This is a genomic window from Agromyces sp. NPDC058064 (assembly GCF_042885275.1).
Classification (GTDB): domain Bacteria; phylum Actinomycetota; class Actinomycetes; order Actinomycetales; family Microbacteriaceae; genus Agromyces.
In genome coordinates, this window is sequence record NZ_JBHVSE010000002.1 from 783,240 (window position 1) to 801,290 (window position 18,051).

The window sequence follows — 18,051 nt, forward strand, 5'->3', positions numbered from 1 at the left end:
GAAAGGAACCCCGATGCGACTGCGACTCACCGCGATCCGACGGCGCCTCCGCGAGGAACGCGGCGATGTTCCGGGCTGGGTGCTCATCACCCTCATGACGGCCGGGCTCGTGATCCTCATCTGGGGTCTCGCGGGACCGGCCCTGAGCGACGTGTTCAATCAGGCGATCGAACGGGTGCTCGGAGCCTGAGCCGTCGGGCTCCTGTCGCAGCGGTACGTCGGCTTCTGCGTGACGACCGCGGTTCGGCCGTCGTCGAGTTCACGCTCGTCGGAGTGCTGCTCACCGCACTCGCGCTCGCAGTCGTTCAGCTCGCGCTCGCCCTGCACGTGCGCAACACCGTGCTCGATGCCGCTGCCGAGGGCGCAAGGTACGCCGCGCTCGCCGGTGCCGACGACGCCGACGGTGTCCAGCGCACGCGCGAGCTGATCAGCGCGGCGATCTCGGCGGACTTCGCCCAGGACATCTCGGCGAGCCGCTCGAGCCTCGACGGGGTGCCGGTCGTCGCCGTGACGGTGAGGGCCACGATGCCGGTCGTCGGACTGCTCGGCGTCGATCGCGGGATGGAGGTGACCGGCCATGCCGCAGTCGAGCACCTCGAGTGAGCGGCTCCCGCGACGACGCGATGGGTGCCGTGACGGTGAGCGCGGTTCCGCGTCGCTCGAGTTCCTCACCGTCGGGATGCTGCTGCTCGTGCCGCTCGTCTACCTCGTGCTCGCCCTTGCATCGTTCCAGGGTGGTGCGCTTGCCGTCGAGGGTGCGGCACGACAGGCGGCGCGCGTCGCAGTGCAGGCGGGCGACCGGGCATCGGCCGAAGCGGCCGTCGAACGGGCGGTGCAGGTGACGCTCGCCGACTACGGGGTGGATGCAGGCGAGGCATCCGTCACTGTCGACTGCCAGTCCGCTGACTGCGATGCCCCGGGCAGCCGCATCCGCGTGTCGGTGCAGGCGAGCGTCGCGCTGCCCCTCGTGCCCGACGTGCTCTCGCTCGACCGCGTCGGCAGTGTGCCGCTCGAGGCGAGTGCCACGCAGACGGTCTCGCGCTTCGCGGCGGTGGAGCCGTGACGGGCGGGATCGTCGAGCGATCCCGGAGCGACCTCCGTGGTGACGAGTCGGGCTCGACCCTGCTGCTCACGATCTTCTTCTGCGCGCTCGGGCTCGCCCTCATCCTCGTCGTCGCCTCGGCGACCTCGCTCTACCTCGACCGCAAGCGACTCTTCACCCTCGCCGACGGTGCCGCGCTCGCCGCGGCCGAGGCGTGGGCGCTCGACGAGGTGCGCATCGACGACGGCGAGTTCGCCATCGAACTCGACGACGCCGAAGCGCTGCGCGCGGCGAACGCCTACCTCGACGACGCCGTGCACGAGCTCGACGGGCTCGAGCTCGTCGCCGCCGCGTCGCCCGACGGCCGCACCGCCACGGTCACCCTCCGTGCCGTCTGGAACGCGCCGATCGACACCGAGTTCATCCCCGTCGAGGTACCGATCGAGGTCACCGCGACGGCCCGCTCGGTGTTCCACTGACGCCGGCCGTCGGGCCGCGTGACGCACCCGAGGAGGCCGCGACGGGAATGTCCGTCGCCCGCGCCTGCTTGACTTGAAGCATGACGATCGAGATCAACGACCACTTCACCCGCATCCTGAACGCGCCCGTGTTCGCCTTCCTCGGCACCACGCGCCCGAACGGCGAGGTGCAGGTGAACCCCATGTGGTTCGAGTTCGACGCCGACACGCAGACCATCCGCTTCACGCACACGACGAAGCGCGGCAAGTTCCGCAACCTGCAGCAGAACCCGGCGATGACGCTCGCGATGACCGACCCCGAGAACGCGCACAAGTACGTCGAGGTGCGCGGCCGCCTCGCCGAGGTCGTGCCCGACCCCGAGGGCGCCTTCTACGTGCACCTCGGGCAGCGCTACGGCGACGCCGACACGGCGGTTCCCGCCGACCACGCCGACCGCGTCATCCTCGTCATGCAGCTCGAGAAGCTCAACGGCCGCTGATCGCAGCCCGGCGCCGGTGAACGCCCCGCAAGGCACTCGCCGGCGCTAGGCTCGCGCCATGACCGAAGCCACGTGCGCGGTGCTCAGTGCGGTGTACCCGCTCGTGCTCATCACGGTCGTGCTCGAGCAGCGATCGATCCACCTGAGCATCCGGCGCCGGCGCTGGTTCAGGGTGCTCACGTTCACGATCGTCGCCGGCGCGCTCATCGGGATCGCGCTCAGCGTGATCGGCGTGCAACTGCACGGGCTCGGGCCCGTCGCCGGCGCCGCGAACTGGCTCGTCGGCCTCATCGCCGTCGGCGGCCTCGGCTTCCTGCTGCTCAGCATGCTCGCGACGCTCCAGGCCGAGGAGGACGCGGAGACGGACGACGAGATCGGCTGACCCGGCACTGGCGTGAACTCAGCGCCGCCGTCGGGGCACGTATCGCGGCACCCAGCGCAGCAGCACCGCGGCGCCGATGAGGCCGACGACGCCCATCGTCGCGGCCGCCGCCATGATCGACACGAGCGACGTCACCCCGGCGACGACGAGCGGCGCGATCGCCTGGCCCGCGTCGCCGATTGTGCGGTACGCGCCGAGGAAGGGCGCCGGGTTCGCCTTCGGCGCGAGGTCGGCGCCGAGCGTCAGGATCACCCCGCTGGAGAGCCCGTTTGCGACGCCGAAGAGCACCGCGACTCCCGTGAACCACGCCACCGCGGCGGGCGCGTCGTGCGTGACGGCGAGCACGAGGTGCCCCACCGCGAGGCCGACAATGCCCGGGATGGCGCTCCAGAGGCGGCCGAAGCGGTCCATCACCTGCCCGCTCACGTAGAACAGGGCGAAGTCGATCGCCGCCGAGACGCCGATCACGAGCGCCGCCTGCTCGGGCGGCACGCCGATCGACACCGACCACAGCGGCAGGATGATCGTGCGATTCGCTCGAATGGCCGCGAGCAGCCCCACCCCGGTGCCGATGCGCGCGAGCACCGCCCGGTGCACGACGATCGCACGGAACACGCCGTGCCCCGAGGCATCCGCCCCGCCCTGCGCCTCGCCCGAGACGAGCTCGCCGTCGCCCGCCGGCGAGGCGGGCGCAGCGGATCCCTCGCGCGCGAGCCGCACCGCCCCGAACACCCGCTCGGGGTCGGGCAGCAGCACGAGCACGACGACGACCGCGAAGCAGCTGGCGACGAGCACCCAGAACACGGGCTCCGACGAGCCGGCGAGGGCGATGATCGCCGCCGCGACGAAGGGGCCGATCGCCCAGCCCGCGCGGAACACCCCGGCCAGCGTCGACAGCGCCCTCGCGCGCACCCGCTCGGGCACGTAGCTCGTGAGGAACGCGTGGCGGGCGAGCCCGAACACCGCCGTCGCGAGCCCGAGCAGGAACACGCCGATGCCGAGCGCCCAGGTCGTGGGGGAGGCGAGCGCGACGAGCACCCCGATGACGGCGAGCAGCGCCGCCCCGATCATCGCGTTGCGCTCGCCGATGCGGGCCACGAGCCATCCGGCGGGCAGGTCGCCCGCGAGCTCGCCGACCATGAGCATCGCGGCGATGAGGCCCGCGAGCGCGAGCGAGGCGCCGCGCTCGGTCGCCACCACCGGGATGACGGGGATGATCGCGCCCTCGCCGAGCGAGAACAGCAGCGTCGGCAGGTAGGCCGGGAGGATGATGCCGCGCCACGAGAACGGAGGCGTGGCGGTGGTCATCACCCCGACGCTACACCCGGCCGCCCCGCGCGCGACTAGGCTGGAGGGCGCCATGCTCGAACTTGACCTTGCGCCCGAGATCTCCGCGCTCCGCGCCACCTTCAACGACATCCGCGCCGTCGTCGACGTCGAGGCCCTCGAGGCCGACATCGCCCGCCTCTCCGAAGAGGCCGGCGCCCCCGACCTGTGGGACGACACCGCCAACGCGCAGAAGGTGACGAGCGCGCTGAGCCACCGCCAGGCCGAGCTCAAGAAGATCACCGACGTCGAGCAGCGCCTCGACGACCTCGACGTGCTCGTGGAGCTCGCGCTCGAGATGGACGACGAGGACAGCGCGAACGAGGCCCGCGCCGAGCTCGCCGCCCTGCAGAAGACGGTCGGCGACCTCGAGGTGCAGACCCTGCTCGACGGCGAGTACGACGACCGCGGCGCGGTCGTCACGATCCGCTCGGGCGCCGGTGGCGACGACGCCACCGACTTCGCCGAGATGCTCATGCGCATGTACCTGCGCTGGGCCGAGCGCCACAACTACCCCGTGAAGGTGCTCGACACCTCCTACGCCGAGGGCGCCGGCATCAAGTCGGCGACCTTCGAGATCGACGCGCCCTACATCTACGGCACGCTCTCGGTCGAGGCCGGCACCCACCGCCTCGCGCGCATCAGCCCCTTCGGCGGCGCCGACAAGCGGCAGACGAGCTTCGCCGCAGTCGAAGTCATCCCGATCATGGAGGAGGCGAAGGAGGTCGAGATCCCCGAGAACGACATCCGCGTCGACGTCTTCCGCTCCTCGGGCCCCGGCGGCCAGTCGGTCAACACGACCGACTCCGCCGTGCGCATCACGCACATCCCGACCGGCCTCGTCGTCTCGATGCAGAACGAGAAGTCGCAGATTCAGAACCGCGCCGCGGCCATGCGCGTGCTCCAGACCCGACTCCTGCTGCAGAAGCGCGAAGAGGAGGCGGCCCAGAAGAAGGAGCTCGCCGGCACCATCACCGCGAGCTGGGGCGACCAGATGCGCTCGTACTTCCTCTACGGCCAGCAGCTCGTGAAGGACCTGCGCACCGGCTACGAGGTCGGCAACCCGGCGATCGTCTTCGACGGCGACCTCGACGGGCTCATCGCCGCCGGCATCAAGTGGCGCAAGCGCAAGGAAGACTGAAGCCGGCCGGCTGACGACCGGTCCCAGCCGACTCCCGGCTTCCGCTGCCACGCTGTGGGCCAGCGCAGCAGGGCGGCCCGCCCGCAGGCGATGGTCGAGAAGGAGACGTCAGTGGACTTCACCCAGCCGGTGGCCGAGTTCGTCAGCTTCAACCTCGACCGCGTGCTGCGTGCGTCGCGCGACCGTCGCGGCGAGCACCTCGCCGAGGCCGAGGAGGCCGAGCTCCGCAGCGCCCTTCGGGCCGCCGGGTACGACGACGCCGCGATCGACGACGCCGTCGTCGCCACCCGCGAGCAGGCGTAGCGAGCCGGGAGCGTCCAGCAGGGCGGCCCCGGTCAGCTCCGCTCGGCCTCGTCGGCCGCGGCGAGCGACGCGGGCAGTCCGGCGAGCAGGGCGAGCAGGCCGAGCTCGAACGAGCGATCGGTGACCCGGATGCCACGGGCGGCTGCCCGCGCGCTCCGCCGCGCCTCGGCGCGGCTGAACTCGGGTGCGACGCCGGCCGCCGAGCCGGGCGACATGATGTCGGCCGGGGCGAGGGCGTCGAGCGCCGATCCGATGATGAACGACTCGAGCGCGACGATCGCGTCGACGACGCCGCTCGCGGGCCAGCCCTCGGCGAGCAGCCGCCGGGTGATCGACTCGTAGTTCAGCACCGATCGCTCCTGCCCGTCGATCGCCGTGGTCGCGAGCAGGGCGATGCCCGCCGGGTGGGCGGCGAAGGCGGTGCGGTACGAGTGCGCCCAGCGCAGCACGGCGTCGCCGAGCCGCGTCGCGGGGTCGTCGAAGCCGGTGACGTCGAGCATCTCGGCGACCCGCCCGCGCATCGCGCGCACGACGTCGGCCTTGCCGCGGAAGTAGTGATAGAGCGCCGGCGGGTGCACCGAGAGCGAGCGGGCCAGGGCCGCCATGGTGAAGCCGTCGGGGCCCGCGCTCTTCGCGAGGGCGAATGCGGCGTCGACGATCTGCTCGGCGCTCAGCACGGGGGTGCGGGGGCGGCCGGCGGTGCGCTTCGCGGGGGTCGGGCTCACCTGGCTCCTTCGGTGGTGGGGATCGGGTCGGGGTCGGGATTCGTCGGTCGATTTGGCGGCGCGGCGCGTGCGGAGTAACGTGTGCCCGAATTTAATCACGTTAAATTGCGCAGCCGGCCAACGAGGGCGACGGCGCGGAAACGAGCAACATGCAGCGCAGCTTCGCCGACACCATTCTCGTGGGCGCCCGGGTGATCACGATGAACCCGCGCCAGCCCGTCGCGGAGGCGATCGCCGTCCGCGGAGGACGGATCCTCGCCGTCGGCGACGCCGCGACCCTCGCCGAGTTCCGCGGCCCGCGCACCGTGGTCGAGGACCTGCACGGGGCATCCGTCACGCCGGGGCTCATCGACGCCCACCTGCACCCGATCCAGGGCGTCGAGCTCGCCGTCGGCGTCGACTTCGGGGGAGTGCGCGACCCCGAGCGCTTCCTCGCGATCCTCCGCGACGAGACGGAGCGCGCGCGCGGCGGCGCCGCCGGCGGCTGGGTGCGCGGCTGGAACATCGACTACGACGTGTTCACCTCGCTGCCGATGACCGCTGCCGCGATCGACGAGGCGACCGAGGGTGCCCCCGCGTTCCTGATGTTCTTCGACGGGCACACGGCGCTCGCGAACACCGAGGCGCTGCGCCGCGCGGGCATCACCGGCGCCCGCAGCTTCGGCGACACCTCCGAGATCGTCGTCGACGACGACGGGCGCCCGACGGGCGCGCTCCGCGAGGACTCGGCCTTCGACATCGTGCTGCGCACGGCGCCCGAGTACACCCGGGAGGAGACGCTCGAGCGCGTGCGCGAGATCCTCGGCGGGCTCGGCGCCTCGGGCATCACCGGCGGCTGCATCATGGACGGCAACCCCGGCACGCTCGACCTCCTCGACGAGCTCGACGGCGGGGCATCCGACGACCCCGACGCCCCCTCGCTGCTGCCGCTGCGCATCGTCTCGGCGATCGCCCACAACCCCGGCTACGACGAGGAGCGCACGCAGCGCTACCTCGCCCAGCGCGACCGCCGCGGCAAGCGCTGGCGCGGCGGGCTCGTGAAGCTCTTCAACGACGGCGTCATCGACACCGGCACCGGCTGGCTCTACGAGCCCGACACCCACGGCGAGGGTCTGCACTCGTTCTGGGCCGACCCCGAGGAGTTCGAGCGCGTCGTCGGCCGCTACAGCGAGGCCGGCTTCCAGATCGCGACGCACGCCATCGGCGACCGCGCCATCGGCACGACCATCGACGCCTACCTCAAGGCCGGCGTGCACACGGCGAACGGCACCCCGCACCGCATCGAGCACCTCGAGCTGCTCGCCGACCGCGACCTCGCCCGGCTCGCCCAGACCGGCATCACCGCCTCGGTGCAGCCCCTGCACATGCAGTGGCGCAAGGCCGACGGCTCCGACTTCTGGGCCGAGCGCCTCGGCCCCGAGCGCGCGGCGCTCGGCTGGCGCGTGCGCGACATGATCGACGCCGGCGCGCCCGTCGCGCTCGGCTCCGACTGGCCCGTGGCCCAGGCCGATGCGCGCATCGGCCTCGCCTGGGCCAGGCTCCGCCGCGAACCCGGCAACCCCGACGCCCCGGTGTTCGAGCCCGACCAGGTGCTCACGCCGTACGAGGCCCTACAGGGCTACACCGTGTGGGCGGCCCTCGCCCAGGGCGACCACGACCTCGGCGTCATCGCGCCGGGGTACCGCGCCGACCTCGTGGTGTGGGCCGACAGCCCGCTCGACGTCGGCGCGGACGAACTGCTCGACCTGCCCGTCCTGACGACGATCGTCGACGGGCGACCCCTGACCGCGGCTTCCGCCGCCTGACCCCCTTCGAATCCGAGGCAACCATGCAAGACGTCGGCGCGCTCGCGCTCCTCCCCGTCGTCATCATCCTCGTCGTCGCGGTGCTCACCCGACGCACGCTCTTCGCCATGCTCTGCGGCACCCTCGTCGGTGCCGTGCTGCTCGGCGGCTGGGGCTTCTTCGACTCCTGGATCGGCTATTTCGGCGCATCCATGGCCGACGAGACGCTGCAGTGGCTCATGCTCGTCGTCGTGCTCTTCGGCATCCTGATCACGCTCTTCGAGCGCTCGGGCGCCGTGCGCGAGTTCGCCGCCTGGGCCGAGCGCTTCGTGAACTCGCGGCGCAAGTCCACCGTGCTGAGCTTCCTGCTCGCGATCGTGCTCTTCGTCGACGACTACCTCAACGTGCTGACCGTCGGCACCTCGATGAAGGCCGTGACCGACCGCTACAAGGTGCCGCGCACCGAGCTCGGCACGATCATGAAGCTGACCGCGGCGCCGATCGCCGTCATCGTGCCGTTCTCGACGTGGGCGCTGTTCTTCGCCGGCCTCCTCGAGGCCCAGGGCGTGACGTCGAACGGCTCGGGCTTCGGCGCGTACCTCGAGTCGATCCCGTACATCTTCTTCGGCTGGATCGCGCTCGCGATCGCGGCCCTCGTCGCGTTCGGGGTGTTCCCGAAGCTCGGCGTGCTGAAGAAGGACATCGCGCGGGCCGAGTCGACGGGGGACGTGTTCCCCGTCGGCACCACCGCCGAGGAGCGCGCCGCCGAGGGCGGGCTGCCGCTCGACGCCGAGGTCGGCGAGTTCGCCGTCTCGGGCGACGGCGCCGAGCGCGCGGTCGAGGCCGCACCGGCCGCCGCCCCCGCGACGGGCGCCACCGCCGTCGCGACCCGCGCACCCGAGCTCGCGAAGCCCCGCCCGTGGAACTTCCTCGTGCCGATCGCCGTCATGATCGCGGTCACGATCCTCACCGAGGTCGACGTGCTGAAGGGCACGGTCGCGGCGCTCCTCGTCGCGATCGTCATGTACACGGTGCAGCGCCGGCTCAAGGTGAAGGCCGTCTTCGAGGCCGCGTTCGACGGCGTCGGCAGCATGCTCTTCGTCATCGTGCTCACCGCGCTCGCCTTCATGGTGCAGCACATGAACATCGACCTGAAGCTCGCCGACTTCGTCATCGCCTCGACCGAGCCGGTCATGATCGGCGCGCTGCTGCCCGCCATGGTGTTCCTCGTCTGCGGCGTCTACGCCTACGCGACGGGATCGTTCTGGGACCTCGCGGCGGTCATCACGCCCATCGTGATCCCGCTCGCCCTCGCGATGGACGTGAACCCGATCATCGCGGGCGCGGCCGTCTTCTCGGGCGCCGCGCTCGGCTCGACGACCTGCCTCTACGGCGACGGCATCATCCTCGCGTCGCGGTCGATCGGCATCAAGCCGCTCAACCTGATGAGCGCGATCCTGCCGTACGCGGGCATCGCGGCCGCGCTGAGCCTCATCGGCTACCTCGTGGTCGGGTTCCTCGGGCTCTGAGCGGGCCGGTCGTCCCGATCGAGTGGGCGGCGACACCGATTTCCGGTGTCGCTGCCCACTTTTGCGTTCGCCCTGCCTAGGCTCGAACACGATGATCCGCTTCGACTCCGTCACCAAGTCCTACTCCGGCCAATCCAGGCCCGCCCTGAACGACATCGGGGTCGAGATCCTGCGCGGCGAGTTCGTCTTCCTCGTGGGCGCATCGGGTTCGGGCAAGTCGAGCTTCCTTCGGCTGATCCTCAAGGAGGAGAAGCCGACGAAGGGGCAGATCCACGTGCTCGGGCAGGACCTGGGCAAGATCTCGACGCGCAAGGTGCCCTACTTCCGGCGCGACCTCGGCGTCGTCTTCCAGGACTTCCGCCTGCTGCCGAACAAGTCGGTCTTCGAGAACGTCGCGTTCACCCTGCGGGTCATCGGCAAGTCGCGCGGCTTCATCCAGTCGGCGGTGCCCGAGACGCTGAAGCTCGTCGGACTCGACGGCAAGGCCAAGCGCATGCCCCACGAGCTCTCCGGCGGTGAGCAGCAGCGCGTCGCGATCGCGCGGGCCATCGTCAACAAGCCGCAGATCCTGCTCGCCGACGAGCCGACCGGCAACCTCGACCCCGTCACGAGCGCGGGCATCATGACCCTGCTCGAGCGCATCAACGCGGGCGGCACGACGGTCGTCATGGCGACCCACGAGGCCGGCATCGTCGACCAGATGCGCCGCCGCGTCATCGAGCTCTCGGCCGGCGACATCGTGCGCGACGAGCGCAGCGCCGGCTACGACGGCCAGACGGTCCGCGATGTCGACTACGTGCCCGAGGCGGGCGAGGGCGCCGCCGAGCCCGGCGCCGAGGTCGACGACGCGGATGCCACGGGACGCGACGTGCCCGCAGCGGCCGCCGCCGCGACGGCCGGCGGCACGATGAGCGCGACGGCCCACGCGGCCCCGAAGGTGACGCCCGAGATCATGCGCGACGCCGAGCCGCTCTACGTCGAGCCCGAGGCGACCGACGAGGTCACCGAGGCCGCCGCCGAGATCACGAAGGCGGCGACCGGGGCGATCGTGGTCGACCCCGAGAAGCTCGCGCCCAAGGGCGGCGGCAAGGCCGCGGCATCCGAACATCTCACCCTCGCCGAACGCCTCGGGCTCAGGGCCCCGGGAGGCCCCCGGGAAGGCGACGACGACCAGGAAGTGGGGCCGACGAAATGAGGCTCGGTCTCGTGCTCGGCGAGGCGGCCAACGGCCTGCGTCGCAACGCCTCGATGGTGGTGTCGGTCGTGCTCGTCACCTTCATCTCGCTCACCTTCGTCGGCACCGCGGCGCTCCTGCAGCTGCAGATCGCCCAGATGAAGGGCTTCTGGTACGACCGCGCCCAGGTCGCCGTGTTCCTCTGCACCGACCTGTCGACCGCCGCGACCTGCGTCGACGGCGAGGCCAGTGAGGAGCAGAAGGCCGCCGTCGAGGCCCAGCTTACGAGCGACACGCTCTCGCCGTTCATCGACGAGTACTACTTCGAGGACCACCAGCAGGCGTACGAGAACTTCCAGAAGCAGTTCGAGGGCACCCCGTCGGCCGACTACGTGACGCCCGAGGTGCTGCCCGAGACGTTCTGGGTGAACCTCGTCGACCCGTCGCAGTCCGACGTGATCGTCGAGAGCCTCGCGGGCAAGGAGGGGGTCGAGCAGGTCGTCGACCAGCGCCGCTACCTCGACCCGATCTTCGACGCGCTCAACACCGCGAGCTACACCGCGATCGCGATCGCCGTCGTCATGCTCGTCGCCGCAGCCCTGCTCATCGCGACGACGATCCGGCTCTCGGCGTTCTCGCGACGCCGTGAGCTCGGCATCATGCGGCTCGTCGGCGCCTCGAACCGGTTCATCCAGACGCCGTTCGTGCTGGAGGGCGTGTTCGCCGGACTCATCGGCTCGCTCCTCGCGGGCGGCGCGGTCGTCGCGATCGTGCAGGTCTTCGTGCAGGGCTACCTCGCCCAGAACCTCTCGTTCACCTTCGTGAGCCTGAGCGACGCGCTGCTCGTGGTGCCGCTGCTCGTGCTCGTGGGCGTGCTGCTCGCGGCCGCCTCCGCGGGCATCGCGATCACGCGCTACCTGAAGGTCTGACGAAACGGGCTAGACTGAACGGCTGCCACGGATGCCCCGGGGCATCCGTGATTCGAATCGAAGGAGCCAGCCGTGCCCAGGGAAAGCGGTCAGAAGGTGGTGGCGACCAACCGCAAGGCGCGCCACGACTACACGATCGAGGACACCTACGAGGCCGGCATCGTGCTCTCTGGCACCGAGGTGAAGTCGCTCAGGCAGGGCCGGGCGTCGCTCGTCGACGGCTACGCGTTCATCGACGGCGGCGAGCTCTGGCTCGACGCGGTGCACATCCCCGAGTACACCGAGGGCACCTGGAACAACCACGCCCCGCGCCGCAAGCGCAAGCTGCTGCTGCACAAGCAGGAGATCGTGAAGATCAGCCACAAGACGAAGGAGGGCGGCTACACGCTCGTCCCGCTGTCGCTGTACTTCAAGGACGGGCGCGCCAAGGTCGAGCTCGCGATCGCCAAGGGCAAGCGCGAGTACGACAAGCGCCAGGCGCTGCGCGAGCGCCAGGACAAGCGCGAGGCCGACCGGGCGATGTCGAGCCGCAAGAACCTCGGCGAGTAGTCGGCCTCTCGGGGTGACTGCACAGCCTCGCTGACGGTGCCGCGGGGTAGGCTCGGCTCGATGAACCGCTCGATCCGCATTCCCGTGCCCGGTACCTTCAACTTCCGCGACGTCGGCGGGCTGCCGGCCCGCGGGGGAGTGGTGCGCGACGGGGTGCTCTACCGCTCCGACGGGCTGTACCGACTCGGCGAGGCGGGCAAGTCCGAGCTGCGCGAGCTCGGCATCGGCATCGTGATCGACCTGCGCGACGAGAACGAGGCGCAGATGATGCCCGACGACCTCGACGGGCTCGAGGTCGAGGTGCTGCGGCTGCCCGTCTTCGAGGGCTCGGGTGCGTCGCAGGGCGCCGGCGGCATCTCGCTCGAGGCGCTGTACGAGCGCATCGTCACCCAGCACGCGAGCGTCGTCGTCTCGGCACTCCGCGAGATCTCCAGCGCCGGCGACCGCGCGGTGATCGTGCACTGCACCGCCGGCAAGGACCGCACGGGCGTCGTGATCGCGCTCGCGCTCATGGCCGTCGGCGCCGACCGCGAGTCGGTCATCGACGACTACGCGCGCACCGAGGCGAACCTCGCGGGCGAATGGCTGGAAGAGATGGTCGAGATGATCGGCCGCTACGGCGTGCCCGACACTCCCGCCCTGCGCACCCTCATGGGCGGCAGCCCGCGCGAGGCGATCGAGGGCGTGCTCGACTCGGTCGAGCGGGCGCACGGCTCGACGCGCGAGTACCTGCTCGCCTCGGGGCTCGAGCTCGGCGAGCTCGCCGCGCTCGAGACCCTGCTCGTCGAGGTGCGCTGACCGCGAGCGGTCGAGTCGCAGGCGGGCCGACCCGCTGCTCGGCGCCGCCCCCGCTCGGGCCGACCCGCCACTCGGGCCGACCCCGGCACTCAGGCCGGTGCGGCCTCGAAGCGCGCCTCCACGGAGGCCTCGATCACGAGCTTCGCGGGAGCGAACTCCGCGCCCGACCCGGCGCCCATGTCGGCCGAGGCCGCCATCGCGAACATGCGCTCGCCCCGGGGCTGCGGCGCCTGATGCGCCGTGAGCAGGCCCGTATCCGCCAGCTCGACCGGTGCGGGTGCGCCGAGGCCGAGCGCCGAGGCGTACACGCGGGCCTTCTCGAGGGCGTCGGCGACGGCCGCCCGCTGGGCGAGCTCCTGCACGCGTCGGCGCGAGGCATCCGTCAACCGCCAGTCGATGCCGCCGATGGCGACCGTGTCGCCGACGCCGGCGCCGCTCACCCACTCGCCGAGCCGCTCGAGGTCGGTGAAGACGATCTCGACCTCGGCGCTCGTCTGGTGCACGAGGGGCAGCTGCTTGCCCTCGTTGTTCCACGGGCGGTGCGACCAGACGCGCAGCTGGCCCGCCGACCAGGTGTCGAGGGCGCCGGCGGCCTCGAGCTCGCGGATCTCGGCGATGAGTCGCTCGCGGGCCTCGGTCGTGCGCGCGAGCGCGGTGTCGCGGTCGGGTTCGGAGACGCCGACCGTGAGCGACACGGCGCCCAGCTCGGGGTCGATGCGTTCTTCGGCGGTGCCGCGCACGGCGATGACGGTTGCCACGGAGTCCTCCTGATGCCCGCTCGGGAATGGCGGAGCGGCCGCGCCTGTTCTAGACTGTAAGGCCGGGCGGTCATCGAGAGGTGAATGCTCGCCGTGAATCGGGCTCGCCCGATCTTGAGAACTCCACAGCGTGCGACAACGGCCCGTCGAATTCTTCGACGTCACATGGGGATGATCGGTTTCGACATCGTCTGCGTACCCACGAGAAGCGGGCCGAGGATGCAGGGTTATCTCGTAAACGATCTCTGCAAAACAATAACTGCCAATAAGAAGCAGTCCGACTTCGCCCTCGCTGCCTAAGCGAGCCCGATAGTCCGTCAGCCCGGGTCTGTTCCCGCCCCGGTCGCTGGCGTCATCTAGGGAACTTGCTGCGCGTCGTCGCCTGAGCGACATGCGGGACTTCTTCAGGCTGGGCCCGTCGACCTAGGTGCCTGTGGCAAAGGTCGGGGCCGAGTAGAACGCTTTCACAGGCTGCGCCCGGAGAAGGCGTGGAAACTCAGCGATGGACGGGGGTTCAATTCCCCCCATCTCCACCACCAGGTCGTTGTCGCACGTTGTGGATTCGTCACCCGGTCACCGGGCGATCGTCGCTGCGTGCGTGCACGGGTTCGCTGCGGTTCGGCGTGCTCCCGGCGGGCCCGCTCCGCGCCGGGCGGGCGTCGCTGCACGGCCTGGGCCGCGACCGATCAGTCGGTGAAGGCACCGCCGCAGTAGTCGCAGTCGCCGTCGGGGCAGTACCACGGGGTGGGCCGGAGCTCGTCCATCATCGGATCCTTCTCGATCGCCGCGTCGCACGGGGGTTGCGTCGCGATGGCTGCCAATCCTGCCAGCCGCCGCTCGCGTCGCGGAATGGACGGCGCGGTGAATCTCGAGCCGGCGATTGTCCACTGCGTCGAGCGGCTCGGGCGGGCCACGCCGAGACGTCGGCCGGTCTCGTTAGCATTGGCGCATGCCGTACCTCGCCGACGCCTCCCGCTACGACCGCATGCCCTACCGCCGCACCGGGCGCTCCGGCCTCCAGCTGCCCCTGCTCTCGCTGGGGCTCTGGCAGAACTTCGGCGACGACCGGCCGCTCGACGCGCAGCGCGCGATCGTGCGGCGGGCGTTCGACCTCGGCATCACGCACTTCGATCTCGCGAACAACTACGGGCCGCCCTACGGCGCGTCCGAGTCGAACTTCGGGCGGCTGCTCGCGAGCGACCTCGCGCCGTACCGCGACGAGATCGTCGTCTCGACGAAGGCCGGGTGGGACATGTGGCCCGGCCCCTACGGCGTGGGTGCCAGCCGCAAGTACCTGATCTCGAGCCTCGACCAGTCGCTCGCCCGGCTCGGCCTCGAGTACGTCGACATCTTCTACTCGCACCGGCCCGACCCCGGCACGCCGCTCGACGAGACCGCCGCGGCGCTCGACCACATCGTGCGCTCGGGCAAGGCGCTCTACGTCGGCATCTCCTCGTACGGCGCCGAGCAGTCGCGCGAGCTCGCACGCCTCCTGGCCGGGCGCGGCACGCCGCTCACCATCCACCAGCCCTCGTATTCGATGCTCAACCGCTGGATCGAGACCGACGGGCTGCTCGACGCAGCCGCCGACGACGGCTTCGGGGTGATCGGCTTCACTGCGCTCGCCCAGGGCCTCCTCACGGGCAAGTACCTCGGCGGCATCCCCGAGGGCTCGCGTGCCGCGAGCGACGGCTCGCTCGATCGGGGCATGCTCTCGGAGGAGACCCTCGAGCGCCTTCGCGGCCTCGCCGCGATCGCCGAGCGCCGCGGTCAGTCGCTCGCGCAGCTCGCGCTCGCGTGGGCCCTGCGCGACGAGCGCGTCACGAGCCTGGTGATCGGCGCGTCGAGCGTCGCGCAGCTCGAGGAGAACGTCGCGGCCCTCGACGGCCTCGAGTTCGACTCGGCCGAGCTCGCCGAGATCGACCGGTTCGCGGGCGACGCGGGCGTCGACCTCTGGGCCGATGCGCGCGGGGGAGGCCCGCTGCCGACGCTCAAGCCCTGACGGCTGCGCGGCCGTCGGCGTTCAGGCGGCCGCGGCGACCGCGCGCAGCTGCCCGGCAGCGCGCTCGACCGCGGGGTGCGTGCGCATCGAGCGCTTCACGCGCAGCATGATGCGCCGCTGCACCGCGCCGTCGGCGATCGGCCGCATCACCACCCCGGGCGGCAGGTCGATGGCCCCGAGCCGCGGCAGCACCGTGATGCCCACGCCGTGCCCGACGTAGTCGAAGGCGCTCGTGTAGTCGGGAGCCTGCAGGCGGAACTGCGGTGCGAAGCCGAGCCCCGCGCAGGCCGAGACCACGATCTCGCGGCAGGTGCCGTGACTGTCGTCGTTGTCGATCCACGGTTCGCCGGCGAGCTCGGCCAGATCGACCGAGTCGCGCTCGGCGAGTCGGTGCCCGGCCGGCATGACCACGACGTAGCCCTCGGTGCGGAGCTCCTCGAGGTCGTAGCCCTCGGGTGAGCCGTCGGCGGCCGCGGGGTCGCGGTCGCCGCGCACCGACTCGGCGACGTAGAGCTCGAGGTCGGCGTCGCCCGCGAGCTGGCCGCGTCGCTCGATCATGCTGAGCTCGAGCCGCAGCAGGGGGAACTCGCGACCGAGCTCGGCCACGATCGCGGGCAGCCAGGCGCGGTTGGCCGACATGAACGAGCTGATGCGGAGCGTGCCGCTGCGCCCCGCCCGCAGGTCGTCGAGTGCGCCGTCGAAGTCGGCGAGGTGGTTGAGCACGCGGGCCGCCCGGTCGGCCACGGCGACGCCGGCCGACGTCGGCACGATGCCGCGGCCGCGCCGTTCGACGAGGGTGAGGCCGGTCTCGCGCTGGAGCGCGCTGACGTGCTGGCTCACCGCGGATGCGGTGTAGCCCAGCCGCTCGGCGGCGCCGTTGATCGAGCCCGTCTGCACGACGGCCCGGAAGATCTGGAGTCGGTGCGGGTCGACCATGCCTCGATCGTACAGTCCAGCTGAATCGATGCCAAGGATCGTTCACTTGTGCTGTCGGGTTTGTGCCGTCAGGCTTGGGGGATGCCACGCACCACCCGCGACACCGATGAGCTGCGCTCCGCCCCCGCCCCGATCCAGTCCTCACCGGCGCTCCCCGCCGCCGGGGCGACCGCGACCACCGTGCGCTGGAAGGTGCTCACCGCGATGATCGTGGTCCTCGTGCTCTGGGCATCGGCGTTCATCGCGATCCGCTTCGTCGGCGACGCGATCTCGCCCGGTCCGCTCGCGCTCGGCCGCCAGCTCGTCGGCGCCGCGGCGCTCGTGGCGGTCGCGATCATCCGCAGGCCGCCCCTGCTGCGCGGCCGCACGCTCGCACTCGTCGCCGTCTACGGCGTGCTCTGGTTCGCGGGCTACACGCTCGTGCTGAACCTCGCCGAGCGCCATCTCGACGCGGGCACCGCCGCCATGCTCGTCAACATCGCGCCGCTCCTCGTCGCCGTCGCGGCAGGGGTGTTCCTCAAGGAGGGATTCCCGCGCTCGCTCGTCATCGGACTCCTCGTCGCGTTCGCCGGGGTCGTGATCATCGCGACGGGCGGGGTGGGTGCGCACGCCGACGCGCTCGGGATCGTGCTCGGCGTGCTCGCGGCCGTGCTGTACGCACTCGGCGTGCTCGTGCAGAAGGTGGCGCTGCGCGAGGCCGACGCGCTCAGCGCGACCTGGGTGGGGTGCGTGATCGGGGCGGCCGTGCTGCTGCCGTTCCTGCCGCAGACGATCGTCGAGTTGGGGGCGGCGCCGGCCCCGGCGGTCTGGGCGATGATATACCTCGGCGTCTTCCCGACGGCGGTCGCGTTCCTGCTGTGGGCCTACGTGCTGAAGCGCAGCCCGGCCGGGGTGACCGCGTCGGCGACCCTCGCGGTGCCGGCGATCGTCGTGCTGCTCGGCTGGGTGCTGCTCGGCGAGCTGCCGACCGTGCTCGGCATGGTCGGCGGAGCGCTCTGCCTCATCGGCGTCGCCCTGAGCCGCCGCGCGTCGCGGCCGCGCCGCGGCTGAACCCGGCCCCGACGAGACGAGGATGCCGCGCGGCCGATCGGCGATCGCCCACGCGGCATCCTCGTTGCGATCAGCGCGCTGCGCTCGCGAGCGTGCCCGTCGTCTGACCCGCCGGGTCGTAGATCATGCACGACACGGTGCGGTCGTCGAGCTGGGTCCAGCCCTCTTCGGTGGGGCGGTAGGCGTAGAACTCGAGCGTCGACGACTCGTAGGCGAGGCCCACGAACGTCTCGAACTGGGCGTAGCAGCCCTCGTCGGCCTGGGTCTGCACCGCCTCGTCACCGGGGTAGTCGGTGCCGGTGAGCGTGAAGTCGTAGTAGACCTCTTCGTCGTGCGCCGTGTCGCACGGCACCACCGGCACCTCGCTCACGGTCTCGGAGCCCGCCTCGTTCATGCAGTCGCCGACGCGGATGGCGAAGACGTCGGCGTCGCCCTCCGAGACGATCTCCTGCGTGGTCTCGTCGCGCTCGGGCTGGGGCGCGGGGCCGCCGAGCACGTCGCGGACGATGCTGCAGCCCGTGAGCGGGACGGCGACGGCGATCGCGGTGACGGCGACGGCGAGGCGGGTGAGCGCGCGGCGCGAGGTGGAGTTCACGTGGTGGCCTTTCGGTGTTCGGGTCGATTCGGGTTCGATCCGCAGGCCGGGCCGGCGCTCGGGTGCGCCG

22 protein-coding genes and 1 other RNA gene are annotated in these 18,051 nt (G+C 71.5%); 17 read left to right on the forward strand and 6 right to left on the reverse strand.

Going from position 1 to position 18,051, the window contains the following annotated elements:
* The first annotated feature begins 13 nt into the window (after nt 1-13).
* The 6 genes from ACFVSL_RS09510 to ACFVSL_RS09535 all read left to right on the forward strand — a co-directional run bounded on the left by ACFVSL_RS09510 (nt 14) and on the right by ACFVSL_RS09535 (nt 2,382).
* Nucleotides 14-190 carry a hypothetical protein gene (locus tag ACFVSL_RS09510; protein WP_386940487.1) on the forward strand — a complete coding sequence of 59 codons (177 nt, stop codon included), beginning with the start codon at nt 14-16 and terminating at the stop codon, nt 188-190.
* 35 nt (nt 191-225) lie between these two features.
* Entirely contained in the window at nt 226-603 is a 378-nt protein-coding gene (locus tag ACFVSL_RS09515) for a TadE/TadG family type IV pilus assembly protein (protein WP_386941133.1), read from the forward strand.
* Nucleotides 578-1,063: a TadE family protein gene (locus ACFVSL_RS09520; RefSeq protein WP_386940489.1), complete on the forward strand. Its 486-nt coding sequence runs from the start codon at nt 578-580 to the stop codon at nt 1,061-1,063. Before ACFVSL_RS09515 ends, ACFVSL_RS09520 begins: the two co-directional genes overlap by 26 nt.
* The gene (locus ACFVSL_RS09525) at nt 1,060-1,521 is read left to right on the forward strand and encodes a pilus assembly protein TadG-related protein (protein ID WP_386940491.1); all 462 of its coding nucleotides are present in this window, start codon (nt 1,060-1,062) and stop codon (nt 1,519-1,521) included. The genes ACFVSL_RS09520 and ACFVSL_RS09525 overlap by 4 nt, the downstream gene beginning before the upstream one ends.
* An 80-nt stretch (nt 1,522-1,601) precedes the next feature.
* Nucleotides 1,602-2,000, forward strand: coding sequence for a TIGR03618 family F420-dependent PPOX class oxidoreductase (locus ACFVSL_RS09530; RefSeq protein ID WP_386940493.1), 399 nt, complete (start codon nt 1,602-1,604; stop codon nt 1,998-2,000).
* 58 nt (nt 2,001-2,058) lie between these two features.
* Nucleotides 2,059-2,382, forward strand: a complete 324-nt coding sequence (locus ACFVSL_RS09535; protein ID WP_386940495.1) for a hypothetical protein — start codon at nt 2,059-2,061, stop codon at nt 2,380-2,382.
* Nucleotides 2,383-2,400: 18 nt separating this feature from the next.
* Here the strand turns inward: ACFVSL_RS09535 and ACFVSL_RS09540 are convergent, their stop codons facing one another.
* Nucleotides 2,401-3,690: an MFS transporter gene (locus tag ACFVSL_RS09540; protein ID WP_386940497.1), complete on the reverse strand. Its 1,290-nt coding sequence runs from the start codon at nt 3,688-3,690 to the stop codon at nt 2,401-2,403.
* 52 nt (nt 3,691-3,742) lie between these two features.
* Between ACFVSL_RS09540 and prfB the strand changes: the two genes are divergently transcribed.
* Nucleotides 3,743-4,849, forward strand: coding sequence for a peptide chain release factor 2 (gene prfB / locus ACFVSL_RS09545; RefSeq protein WP_386940499.1), 1,107 nt, complete (start codon nt 3,743-3,745; stop codon nt 4,847-4,849).
* A 111-nt stretch (nt 4,850-4,960) separates the two neighbouring features.
* A complete protein-coding gene (locus ACFVSL_RS09550; RefSeq protein WP_386940501.1) occupies nt 4,961-5,152 on the forward strand; it encodes a hypothetical protein in 192 nt (63 codons plus the stop codon).
* 32 nt (nt 5,153-5,184) lie between these two features.
* On the opposite strand, the gene ACFVSL_RS09555 is transcribed toward ACFVSL_RS09550, so the two are convergent.
* Nucleotides 5,185-5,877, reverse strand: coding sequence for a TetR/AcrR family transcriptional regulator (locus ACFVSL_RS09555; RefSeq protein ID WP_386940503.1), 693 nt, complete (start codon nt 5,875-5,877; stop codon nt 5,185-5,187).
* Between the two features lie 149 nt (nt 5,878-6,026).
* On the opposite strand from ACFVSL_RS09555, the gene ACFVSL_RS09560 reads away from it, so the two are divergent.
* The 6 genes from ACFVSL_RS09560 (at nt 6,027) to ACFVSL_RS09585 (ending at nt 12,640) form a co-directional block, all read left to right on the forward strand.
* On the forward strand, nt 6,027-7,682 hold the full coding sequence (locus ACFVSL_RS09560) for an amidohydrolase (protein WP_386940505.1): 1,656 nt from the start codon (nt 6,027-6,029) through the stop codon (nt 7,680-7,682).
* Nucleotides 7,683-7,705: 23 nt separating this feature from the next.
* Complete coding sequence (locus ACFVSL_RS09565; protein ID WP_386940507.1) at nt 7,706-9,190, forward strand: Na+/H+ antiporter NhaC family protein; 1,485 nt, start codon at nt 7,706-7,708, stop codon at nt 9,188-9,190.
* A gap of 91 nt (nt 9,191-9,281) precedes the next feature.
* Nucleotides 9,282-10,385, forward strand: coding sequence for a cell division ATP-binding protein FtsE (gene ftsE / locus ACFVSL_RS09570; RefSeq protein WP_386940509.1), 1,104 nt, complete (start codon nt 9,282-9,284; stop codon nt 10,383-10,385).
* Nucleotides 10,382-11,293, forward strand: a complete 912-nt coding sequence (gene ftsX, locus ACFVSL_RS09575; protein ID WP_386940511.1) for a permease-like cell division protein FtsX — start codon at nt 10,382-10,384, stop codon at nt 11,291-11,293. The genes ftsE and ftsX overlap by 4 nt, the downstream gene beginning before the upstream one ends.
* A 72-nt stretch (nt 11,294-11,365) precedes the next feature.
* On the forward strand, nt 11,366-11,842 hold the full coding sequence (gene smpB / locus ACFVSL_RS09580; protein WP_386940513.1) for an SsrA-binding protein SmpB: 477 nt from the start codon (nt 11,366-11,368) through the stop codon (nt 11,840-11,842).
* A 60-nt stretch (nt 11,843-11,902) separates the two neighbouring features.
* Nucleotides 11,903-12,640 carry a tyrosine-protein phosphatase gene (locus ACFVSL_RS09585; RefSeq protein ID WP_386940515.1) on the forward strand — a complete coding sequence of 246 codons (738 nt, stop codon included), beginning with the start codon at nt 11,903-11,905 and terminating at the stop codon, nt 12,638-12,640.
* Nucleotides 12,641-12,729: 89 nt separating this feature from the next.
* Here the strand turns inward: ACFVSL_RS09585 and ACFVSL_RS09590 are convergent, their stop codons facing one another.
* Complete coding sequence (locus ACFVSL_RS09590; protein ID WP_386940517.1) at nt 12,730-13,398, reverse strand: SIMPL domain-containing protein; 669 nt, start codon at nt 13,396-13,398, stop codon at nt 12,730-12,732.
* Nucleotides 13,399-13,565: 167 nt separating this feature from the next.
* Between ACFVSL_RS09590 and ssrA the strand changes: the two genes are divergently transcribed.
* Nucleotides 13,566-13,934, forward strand: a transfer-messenger RNA (tmRNA) gene (ssrA, locus tag ACFVSL_RS09595).
* A gap of 150 nt (nt 13,935-14,084) precedes the next feature.
* Here the strand turns inward: ssrA and ACFVSL_RS09600 are convergent.
* On the reverse strand, nt 14,085-14,219 hold the full coding sequence (locus ACFVSL_RS09600; protein WP_386940518.1) for a hypothetical protein: 135 nt from the start codon (nt 14,217-14,219) through the stop codon (nt 14,085-14,087).
* A 128-nt stretch (nt 14,220-14,347) separates the two neighbouring features.
* Between ACFVSL_RS09600 and mgrA the strand changes: the two genes are divergently transcribed.
* Entirely contained in the window at nt 14,348-15,400 is a 1,053-nt protein-coding gene (gene mgrA, locus ACFVSL_RS09605; RefSeq protein WP_386940520.1) for an L-glyceraldehyde 3-phosphate reductase, read from the forward strand.
* A gap of 21 nt (nt 15,401-15,421) precedes the next feature.
* Here the strand turns inward: mgrA and ACFVSL_RS09610 are convergent, their stop codons facing one another.
* Nucleotides 15,422-16,336, reverse strand: a complete 915-nt coding sequence (locus tag ACFVSL_RS09610; protein WP_386940521.1) for a LysR family transcriptional regulator — start codon at nt 16,334-16,336, stop codon at nt 15,422-15,424.
* Nucleotides 16,337-16,417: 81 nt separating this feature from the next.
* On the opposite strand from ACFVSL_RS09610, the gene ACFVSL_RS09615 reads away from it, so the two are divergent.
* Nucleotides 16,418-17,386, forward strand: coding sequence for a DMT family transporter (locus ACFVSL_RS09615; RefSeq protein ID WP_386940523.1), 969 nt, complete (start codon nt 16,418-16,420; stop codon nt 17,384-17,386).
* Between the two features lie 70 nt (nt 17,387-17,456).
* On the opposite strand, the gene ACFVSL_RS09620 is transcribed toward ACFVSL_RS09615, so the two are convergent.
* Nucleotides 17,457-17,981: a septum formation family protein gene (locus tag ACFVSL_RS09620; protein ID WP_386940525.1), complete on the reverse strand. Its 525-nt coding sequence runs from the start codon at nt 17,979-17,981 to the stop codon at nt 17,457-17,459.
* Nucleotides 17,982-18,051 lie beyond the last annotated feature (70 nt).

What these genes read in the sequence shown, in the direction of transcription:
- ACFVSL_RS09510 (WP_386940487.1), top strand. Translation starts at nt 14, where the DNA reads ATGCGACTGCGACTCACCGCGATCCGACGGCGCCTCCGCGAGGAACGC.
- ACFVSL_RS09520 (WP_386940489.1), top strand. Translation starts at nt 578, where the DNA reads ATGCCGCAGTCGAGCACCTCGAGTGAGCGGCTCCCGCGACGACGCGAT.
- ACFVSL_RS09530 (WP_386940493.1), top strand. Translation starts at nt 1,602, where the DNA reads ATGACGATCGAGATCAACGACCACTTCACCCGCATCCTGAACGCGCCC.
- ACFVSL_RS09535 (WP_386940495.1), top strand. Translation starts at nt 2,059, where the DNA reads ATGACCGAAGCCACGTGCGCGGTGCTCAGTGCGGTGTACCCGCTCGTG.
- ACFVSL_RS09540 (WP_386940497.1), bottom strand. Translation starts at nt 3,690, where the DNA reads ATGACCACCGCCACGCCTCCGTTCTCGTGGCGCGGCATCATCCTCCCG.
- prfB (WP_386940499.1), top strand. Translation starts at nt 3,743, where the DNA reads ATGCTCGAACTTGACCTTGCGCCCGAGATCTCCGCGCTCCGCGCCACC.
- ACFVSL_RS09560 (WP_386940505.1), top strand. Translation starts at nt 6,027, where the DNA reads ATGCAGCGCAGCTTCGCCGACACCATTCTCGTGGGCGCCCGGGTGATC.
- ACFVSL_RS09565 (WP_386940507.1), top strand. Translation starts at nt 7,706, where the DNA reads ATGCAAGACGTCGGCGCGCTCGCGCTCCTCCCCGTCGTCATCATCCTC.
- ftsE (WP_386940509.1), top strand. Translation starts at nt 9,282, where the DNA reads ATGATCCGCTTCGACTCCGTCACCAAGTCCTACTCCGGCCAATCCAGG.
- ftsX (WP_386940511.1), top strand. Translation starts at nt 10,382, where the DNA reads ATGAGGCTCGGTCTCGTGCTCGGCGAGGCGGCCAACGGCCTGCGTCGC.
- ACFVSL_RS09585 (WP_386940515.1), top strand. Translation starts at nt 11,903, where the DNA reads ATGAACCGCTCGATCCGCATTCCCGTGCCCGGTACCTTCAACTTCCGC.
- mgrA (WP_386940520.1), top strand. Translation starts at nt 14,348, where the DNA reads ATGCCGTACCTCGCCGACGCCTCCCGCTACGACCGCATGCCCTACCGC.
- ACFVSL_RS09610 (WP_386940521.1), bottom strand. Translation starts at nt 16,336, where the DNA reads ATGGTCGACCCGCACCGACTCCAGATCTTCCGGGCCGTCGTGCAGACG.
- ACFVSL_RS09615 (WP_386940523.1), top strand. Translation starts at nt 16,418, where the DNA reads ATGCCACGCACCACCCGCGACACCGATGAGCTGCGCTCCGCCCCCGCC.